5 protein-coding genes are annotated in these 7,800 nt (G+C 66.7%); all 5 read right to left on the minus strand.

The window, feature by feature from the left end; translation table 11 throughout:
- Positions 1-310 precede the first annotated feature (310 nt).
- The gene (locus ACTQYB_RS06610; protein WP_441482166.1) at positions 311-3,088 is read right to left on the minus strand and encodes an ABC transporter permease; all 2,778 of its coding nucleotides are present in this window, start codon (positions 3,086-3,088) and stop codon (positions 311-313) included.
- Positions 3,085-3,882, minus strand: a complete 798-nt coding sequence (locus tag ACTQYB_RS06615; protein ID WP_441396848.1) for an ABC transporter ATP-binding protein — start codon at positions 3,880-3,882, stop codon at positions 3,085-3,087. Before ACTQYB_RS06615 ends, ACTQYB_RS06610 begins: the two co-directional genes overlap by 4 nt.
- Positions 3,875-5,446: a hypothetical protein gene (locus ACTQYB_RS06620; protein ID WP_441482165.1), complete on the minus strand. Its 1,572-nt coding sequence runs from the start codon at positions 5,444-5,446 to the stop codon at positions 3,875-3,877. Before ACTQYB_RS06620 ends, ACTQYB_RS06615 begins: the two co-directional genes overlap by 8 nt.
- Before the next feature lie 130 nt (positions 5,447-5,576).
- The gene (locus ACTQYB_RS06625; protein WP_441395839.1) at positions 5,577-6,509 is read right to left on the minus strand and encodes a methyltransferase domain-containing protein; all 933 of its coding nucleotides are present in this window, start codon (positions 6,507-6,509) and stop codon (positions 5,577-5,579) included.
- 280 nt (positions 6,510-6,789) lie between these two features.
- On the minus strand, positions 6,790-7,272 hold the full coding sequence (locus ACTQYB_RS06630) for a hypothetical protein (RefSeq protein WP_441395838.1): 483 nt from the start codon (positions 7,270-7,272) through the stop codon (positions 6,790-6,792).
- Positions 7,273-7,800 lie beyond the last annotated feature (528 nt).

Raw genomic sequence — 7,800 nt, forward strand, 5'->3', positions numbered from 1 at the left:
TCCGATATCAAATCGATGGTCTTCACGTGGGGGCCGCCACACTGCGGCTACCGCACGGTTGTTTAACACCCGGTATCGGATAGCCCTGGTCCACCGGCCCGATGGCCCGTAATCCTCATCCGCGGCATTGCTGCCGGGATTCCACGCATCACGGGATGTCCCGCTCGAACGTCCCCATGACATAGGGGCCGTTAACGGCACACACAAAAAGATAGTGTACCACGCAGGCGGACAAGCAACACGCCGGGCGCCGCACGCCGACGCGATATCGAGGCACAGCGCCCGGTCGCCCGTCCAAGACGCTCCCGTCCTACTCCGACGCCACGGCGTCGAGCACGGGGATCTTCAGCGCCCGCCGCGCCGGCGCCAGACTGGCGAGAATGCCGACCAGCACCGAGCAGACAAGGAACAGCGCCAGCTGCCGCCACGGAATCGAGAGCACCGACATGCCCATCGTGGAGTAGCAGCCTCGGATCTCGGCGCCCGCCGCGACACCCGCCACAAGGCCGAGCACCGTGCCCATGATGGAGATCAGCGTCGATTCGATGGCGATCATGCCCCGCACCTGCCCGTCGCTTGTGCCGATGGCGCGCAGCACGCCGATCTCGCGGGTGCGTTCGCTGATCGAAAGCATCAGCGTGTTGACGATGCCGAAGATTGCGATGACGAGGGACAGCGCAAGCAGCGCGTACATGCCGAGCATGACCTGGTCGACCATCGAGGAGGTGGCGGATTTGTATTCGTCGTGGGACATGACGGAAATCGTGTAGTACGGACGCACGATGTTCTCGAGGTCATCCCGGGCGGCGTCGGCATCCGTTCCGTCGCGCAGGGTGACGAAGGCGCTCGGCGTGACGAGCGCGTTGCTCTCCCCCAGCTCGTCCGCCTGCGTGGCGTCGATCCAGATATTCGAGCTCCACGGCACGCCTTTGGCAATGGCGCCGATGGTGTAGGTGGCGGTTCTCGACGATTGCCGCGCCGCCTCCTGCGCCTGCTGTGCCTGCTGTTGTGCGGCCTCGGCGGCTGCCATCGTCACGCCGTCAGAGGTCAGCTCGATCGCGTCCCCCACATGCCAGCCGTATTTCGACGCGGTGGTCTCGCCAACCACCACGCGGGTGGAATCGTCGAGCGTGCCATAGAAATCGCCCTCCCAGCTGTCGGGCGCGATGACGGTGTCGGCGAAGCCGCGGTCGGTGACGAACACGGGCATGGGGTCGGGCACGCCGCTCACCTTCACGCCCATGGCGACGCTGGTGGTCTCCACGTCGGCGACATCGGGCAGCTGGCGCACCTGGTCGAGCGCCGCGTTCGGAATGCGCACGCTGTTGGCGCTCAGCACGTAGTCGGCCTGGAGGTTGTTGTCGACGATGTCGCTGACCGACGCCTTGACCGACGACGTGACGACACCAATGCAGCCCACGATTGCGAGCGCCACGAACAAAGCGGCCGCCGTGTTCGCGGTGCGCCGCTTCTGGCGCGAGAGATTGCGCACGGCCAGGCGGCCGGTGACGCGGAAGGCATGCGCGGGAAGCCATCCGAGTACGGCGCCGAAGGGCCGTACAAGGGCGGGCGCAAGCATGATGACGCCGACCACGAGCAGCCCGGCGCCCACTCCCAGCGGCCAGCCGACGCCGATGCCGTTGAGTGCCGGCCAGGGCGTGGGACCTGCGGCGGTGTCGGAGGTATGGGCGATGGCGAGCGCGAACCACCAGCACAGGCCGCCGAGCAGCGCAAGCACGATGCCGCCGATGGCGCGCCGTGTGACGGGAGGCTCTGGGTTCGTGGTCTCGTTCATGGCCTGGATCGGCGGGGCGAGGGCGGCGCGGCGCGCGGGAAGCGTGGCGCCGAGCAGCGAGACGGCGATGCCGACGGCGAAGGCGAGCAGGATGATGGGCACGGTGGGCGCGGCGGAGGCGGTGAACGGCGTGCCCTGCGCGGCGAGTATGGCCACGATGGCCTCGACGATGCCCCAGCCGAGCACCACGCCGATGCCCGATCCGACGAGGCCGAGCAGCAGCGCCTGGATGATGACGGTGGCGAAGATCTGCCCCGGCGAGACGCCGATGGATCGCAGCAGCGCGTATCCGCGCATGGAGTCGCGCACGATCATGGTGAAGGTGTTGGCGATGATGAACGATCCGACGAACAGCGCGAGCACCGCGAAGATAAGGATCAGCGGCTGGATGAAGCCGAGCTGTTTGCTGTATGACTTGTTGAGCTCGTCGCGGTGGCTCTGACCGGTGACGGCTGTGGCCTGCGAGTCGGCGGGAAGCGCGGCATTGATGGCGTCCGCGAGGTCCTGCTGCTGTTTCTCGGTGAGGGCGGCGCCTCCGTTGGCGCTGCCGTAGACCTTGATGCGCGGGATGGTGTCGGTGGAGGTTCCCTGCGCCTGCAGTTCGGAGATGACGACGTCGGGATCGAGGCCGAGGACGAGGGCGCCGGCCTGGGAATCGTCGAGGTCGAAGATGCCGGTGACGGTCACGTCCTGTACGCCGGCGGAGGGGTACACGATTTTCGTCTGGCTTCCGTAGGCCAGGCCCGCGGAGCCGGCGGTGTCGCTGGAAATGGCGACCTCGTGCTCGCCGCGCGGGTAGCCGCCCTGCACGAAGTGGGCGGAGCGCCACCGGTACTCCTCGGACATGGCGTTGGCGGATGTTCCGGTCATGGAGCTGGCGGCCACGCCATCCGAATTGACGAGCACGACGCCGTCGAGGGAGCGGGCGGGCACGGCCGTCTGCACTCCGTCGACCGCGGCAATCGTATCGACCAGGGAGACGTCGATGTTGTTGCGGCTGTCCGTGTCATCGTCGGAAGAGGAAGACGACGCCGTTGCAGATGCCGCCGACGATGCCGCCGAACCGGCGGAGGCGGAGGAATAGTCGGAATCCTCGGTCACCAGGCCCTGCACGTAGACGTCGCCGTCGGCGTTCGTGGAGGTCATCTTGCGCACCTGCCCGTCGAGCAGGCCGCGGAAGCAGAAGGAGCCGAGCACAAAGGCCACGCCGAGGGCAATGGCGACGATGGACATGACGAAGCGCGAGGCGTGCGCCCTGGCGTCGCGCACGCCGATGGTGACGACCGGGCTCATGCGCGGACCTCGCTCTCGTCGGCGGCGGCACCGGAACCCGCCTCGCCGTCGTCCGAGAACACATCGAGGATCTCGTCATAGCCCGGATGGTCCATGTCGCGCACGATGGAGCCGTCGGCGAGCACCAGCACGCGGTCGGCGTAACTGGCTGCGCGCGGATCGTGCGTGACCATGACGATGGTCTGGCCGTGGTCGTGTACGGAGTCGCGCAGGAAACCGAGCACCTGCGCGCTGGACTTGGAGTCGAGGTTGCCGGTGGGCTCATCGGCGAAAATCACCGAGGGACGCGCCATGATGGCGCGGGCGCAGGCGACGCGCTGCTGCTGGCCGCCAGACAGCTGGCTGGGACGATGGTCGAGGCGGTTGCGCAGCCCCACCACGTCCACCACTTCGTCGAACCATTCGCGGTCGATGGGGCGCTTGGAGATTTCGAGCGGCAGCAGGATGTTCTCCTCGGCCGACAGCGTGGGCACGAGGTTGAAGGACTGGAAGATGAAGCCGATGCGCGTGCGCCTCAGTTCGGTCAGTTCGCGCTGGTTCATGGCGCTGACCTCGAGCCCTTCCACGAAAACCCGTCCGGATGTGGGTTTGTCAAGGCCGGCCATGCAGTGCATCAGCGTGGATTTGCCGGAGCCCGACGGCCCCATGATCGCGGTCATGCGCCCGCGCTGAAAATCCACCGACACATGGTCAAGCGCCACGACCTGCGAGCCGGAGGCCACGTCGCCGTAGGTCTTGACGAGGTCGATGGCGCGCGCCACGATGGCGTCGTCTGACGCCTGCGCATCATTCATCCGCACCATCCTCCCCGGTGGTGTCGGCATCGTCGACGATGGATTCGATATCCGCGTCGTCCGTATCATCGACGTCGTCAACATCGTCGACGTCATCGGCGTCGTCATCGTCGTAGACCTCGAATTCGCCGGTTTCCTCACCGTAATCGTCGTCGCGCAGACTGTCGAGGTCCTCGCCGTCGCGCCACGCCCTGGCATAGCGCACGGCCTCGCGCTCGTCGTCGGTCAGGCCGCCGTCGTTGAGCCTTTCGGACGCCACGCGCAGGAAATCGTCGATAATGCCCTCCTGGTCGGGAAGCGCGGACATGCCAGGAACAGGCTCGCCGTCCTCGTCAATAAGCACGATAAGCAGCTGGCTGATGTCCTCGAACTGCTCGTCGCTCATCTGCCCGATGCGCAGCATGTCGATGGCGCCGCTGCGTTCGAAGCACTGCGGCGCCGAATACGCGGCCATGACGGTGTTGCGCCAGCCTTCCTCAAGAAGCCAGTCGCGGATCTCCTGCGTATCGGGGTGCATGACGTTCACGCAATGGATGCGGCCCCAGCCGTTGACGCGCTGCGCGAGGGCGAAGATATCCTCGTTCGCGTCCTCCCAGTACGTCATGGACGGCAGCACGAACAGCGTGAACTCGTCGCTCAGGGCGAACATGCACAGAAGGTCGCGCACGACGTCGCTCAGATCGAAGCTCTGCAGGATGATCAGGCCGATCTTCACGGTCTCGACATCGCTCGAATAGCACAGCAGGACGAGCGCGAACTCGAAGACGTTGCGCAGATTGGCGCCGGTGTCGCCGAATTCCGCGAGGGTGTCGGCGATGGTGTCGGAGAGCATGATGGACACCGATTCGCCCAGGGCGTCGTTCAGCGAGACGATGGCTTTGTCGAAGTCGCGGTCGGAGGCCTGGCGCAGCATGCGGCGGACCAGGCGCGTCGCGTTGTCGCTGGTTTTCGGGAATCCGAACTGGTACAGCATCAGCGCGTCACGCGTGCCGTCGGGAAGGTCGGCCTCCTGGCCGAGCGCCTCGATCTCCTCCGGGGAGCGCGGCAGGGTGAAGTCGAGCGGGAGGCAGCCGTCCTCGTCAAGCGAGCCGGCGATGACCTCGAGCAGCGGGCGCGCGCCTTCGTAGGCGGCGTCGAACGCCTCCTCGCCGTCGTTCAGAAGGTCATAATCGTCATCGTCGGCGGCGGAATCGTTGAGATTGCCGCCGGCGCCATGGGAGCCGCCGGTGTGGACGAACGCGGATTCGGCGTCGCTCAGCGCGTCGAGCAGCTCGTCGATTCCGGGCAGTTCCTCGCGCAGTCTCTCGAAATCCTCGTCGTCATCGTCCGCGTCGAAATCGTCGTCATCGTCGGCATCGAAATCGTCGTCATCGTCGGCATCATCGTCGTCGTAGTCGATGTCATCGCCGACGAAGGAGCCGGCCACATGGCCGCTATCCCCGTCATCGCGATCGTCGCGCTCATCGTCATCGCGGTCATCGCTGCGAAGGACGCGTCCCCTCTCGGTCTCGTCGGCCTCGTCCGACGGATCGGCGGGATAATCGGAATCCTTAATCTGCGGCATGGTGTGCCTCTTTCCGTTGCGGCTACTGCCCTTCCGATTCTACGGCACGCGATGCACGAATGTGAGAGTGTCGTGGCGGCGACGCGGCACCACGACGCGTGGCCGCAGGCTCGGATTCACCGGCCGCGGATCACACGCTGCGGCCGACGAGCAGCTCGGCGTCGATGGTGATGCGCGGCACCTCGAGGCCGTCGAGCCGTGCGTCGTCGAGCGCGAAGGTAAGCGGAGTCATGCCCAGCAGCGTGTGCATGCGGTCGGACGGCACGTCGAGCGTGCGCGTGGCGCGGATGCGCGCGAGGGGTTCGAGGCGGCTGCGGAAGATGGAGACCACGTCGCTTTCCGAATGGTCGGCCTCGCCGAGGCGTTCGCGCAGCTCGCGCAGATGGTCGGGGCCGGGGATGGCCTTGATCACGATGCCGCCGGGGCGCAGCACGCGGCGGAACTCCGCGTAGTTGGCGGGGGTGAAGATATTGAGCACGCAGTCGAGCGCCGCGTCGGCGATGGGAAGGTTTGCCACATCGCAGACGGCCCACAGCTGCGGGCCTCCGCCTGTCGCGGCGAGGCGGACCGCGTCCTTGGCGATGTCGGCGCCGATCATCGTGGCGTCGACGCCCGCGCCCGCGAGCGCCTCGCCGATGCCTCGCGCGTAATAGCCCTCGCCGCAGCCGGCGTCGAGGATCACGGGCGCTTCGGGCAGCAGGCCGTCGGCGCGCAGCGCCTCGAGACGCTCCACGATGGCCTGGCGCACATGTGCGTAGTAGCCCCACTGCAGGAATTCGCGGCGGCTGGCGAAGAACGCGGCGTCATAGCCGGCGAGCGGCTTCTGGCCGGGGATGAAGTTCACGAGTCCTTTGCGGGCGATATCGAAGGTATGCCCGGCGGCGCAGCGCAGGCACGATCCGTCAACGACCAGCGCGAACGCCGGGCGCGGGGCCGCGGTCTGCGCGGCGCCGGCCATCGTGGCATCGGCTTGCGCAGCGCCGGCCTGTGCGCGGCGGGCGCAGACCGGGCAGCGGAACAACCCTGCGGCGCGCTCGTATTTGGCGATTCCCGCCATGCTCATCGTAGATCTCCTTGCTGTGCCTTTTCCTTGACGTGCTCTGTTCCCTGTTCTTCTCTGCGGCGTGCCGCCTACGCACTCGGTGCGCCGCCCCGCGACGGCGCGATGCCGGGCGTCGTCAGCCCAGAAGCGCGGCCACCGCCGACGCGGTCTGCAGACTGTCGGGGGCCATGGCCGGCTGCATCCGGACCGTGCCGAACATCATCGCGGCGATGGCGAGGAAGACGGCCGCGAGTACGAAGCACTCCCACGCGTAGCGCGAGCGCGGCCCGCACTGGTAGTCCTAGGGATTCGACGCATCGAGCCACAGGCGGTACCGGCGCCCGCGATGGAACAGGCGGTACAGCGTGCGGGAGAAATAGAGGTCGCGCGCGGGCGTGCAGTACATCTCGCCGCGGTACTCGTATTCGAAAACGGGTTCGTACAACGGCAGCTCGCGTCCCGTGGAGTCCTTGGCGCTGCGTCCCTCCACCGCGTTCGAGCCGAGGTAGACGCCCACGGTCTGCGCCGTGCGGCGGCCCTGCGCGCGCAGATGGTAGACGCCGATCGCCGCAAGCGCGACGAAGCCCACCGCCATCGTGCCGATCATGCCCTCGCGCAGGGCGAGCCTGTGGAACACCAGGAAGGCGACGAGGACGGCGACCGCGATGATGGACAGCGCCCGCCTGACGGTGCGCGCGGTTTCGCCCTCGGCATCACTGACGTTGTTCAGCGTCGAGATGGCCATAAGGAACACGAGGGCGACGAGCAGCAGTTGGTAAAACACCGTTCCACTCTATCGTGGCCGGTCTATCCCCCGCCCGCCCCGTTCGCTCCCCGCGCATCCCGGGCATCCCGCGTCAGGGTGGGTCTCCGGATGTCGAGGGTGCACAATCGTGCGCCCTCGACCGGGATTACACCTCTCAACACCACCCAAACCCCACCTAACCGATGTCGAGGGTGCAATCCCGTGCACACTCGACCGGGATTACCCCGCCGAAAGCAGCTGGGAAGCACGATAACCGGCACCGAAGGAGCACAATCGTGCACCCTCGACCGAGGTTAGGGGGCCAGAGACAGTGCAGAACAGGGATAAAAGATGCCGAGGGTGCAATCCCATGCACCCTCGATGGAGACCGTGGCCCAATCGTGACAACGCCCGCCGTCTCCCCCGGCACACCTCTGGAACAGCGGTACGGGTTTCGGGCCTATAGGAACTAAACGTGGTGTTTATGATGCCGGTCAGGCCAAGTGGCTGTAGGCGTGTCGGCGTGCGTTTAACGTGACGTGTCGTTAAAAAGGCCGTCCGAGTGCC

The organism is Bifidobacterium sp. LCP19S3_E9 (assembly GCF_052121135.1).
GTDB lineage: Bacteria > Actinomycetota > Actinomycetes > Actinomycetales > Bifidobacteriaceae > Bifidobacterium > Bifidobacterium thermacidophilum.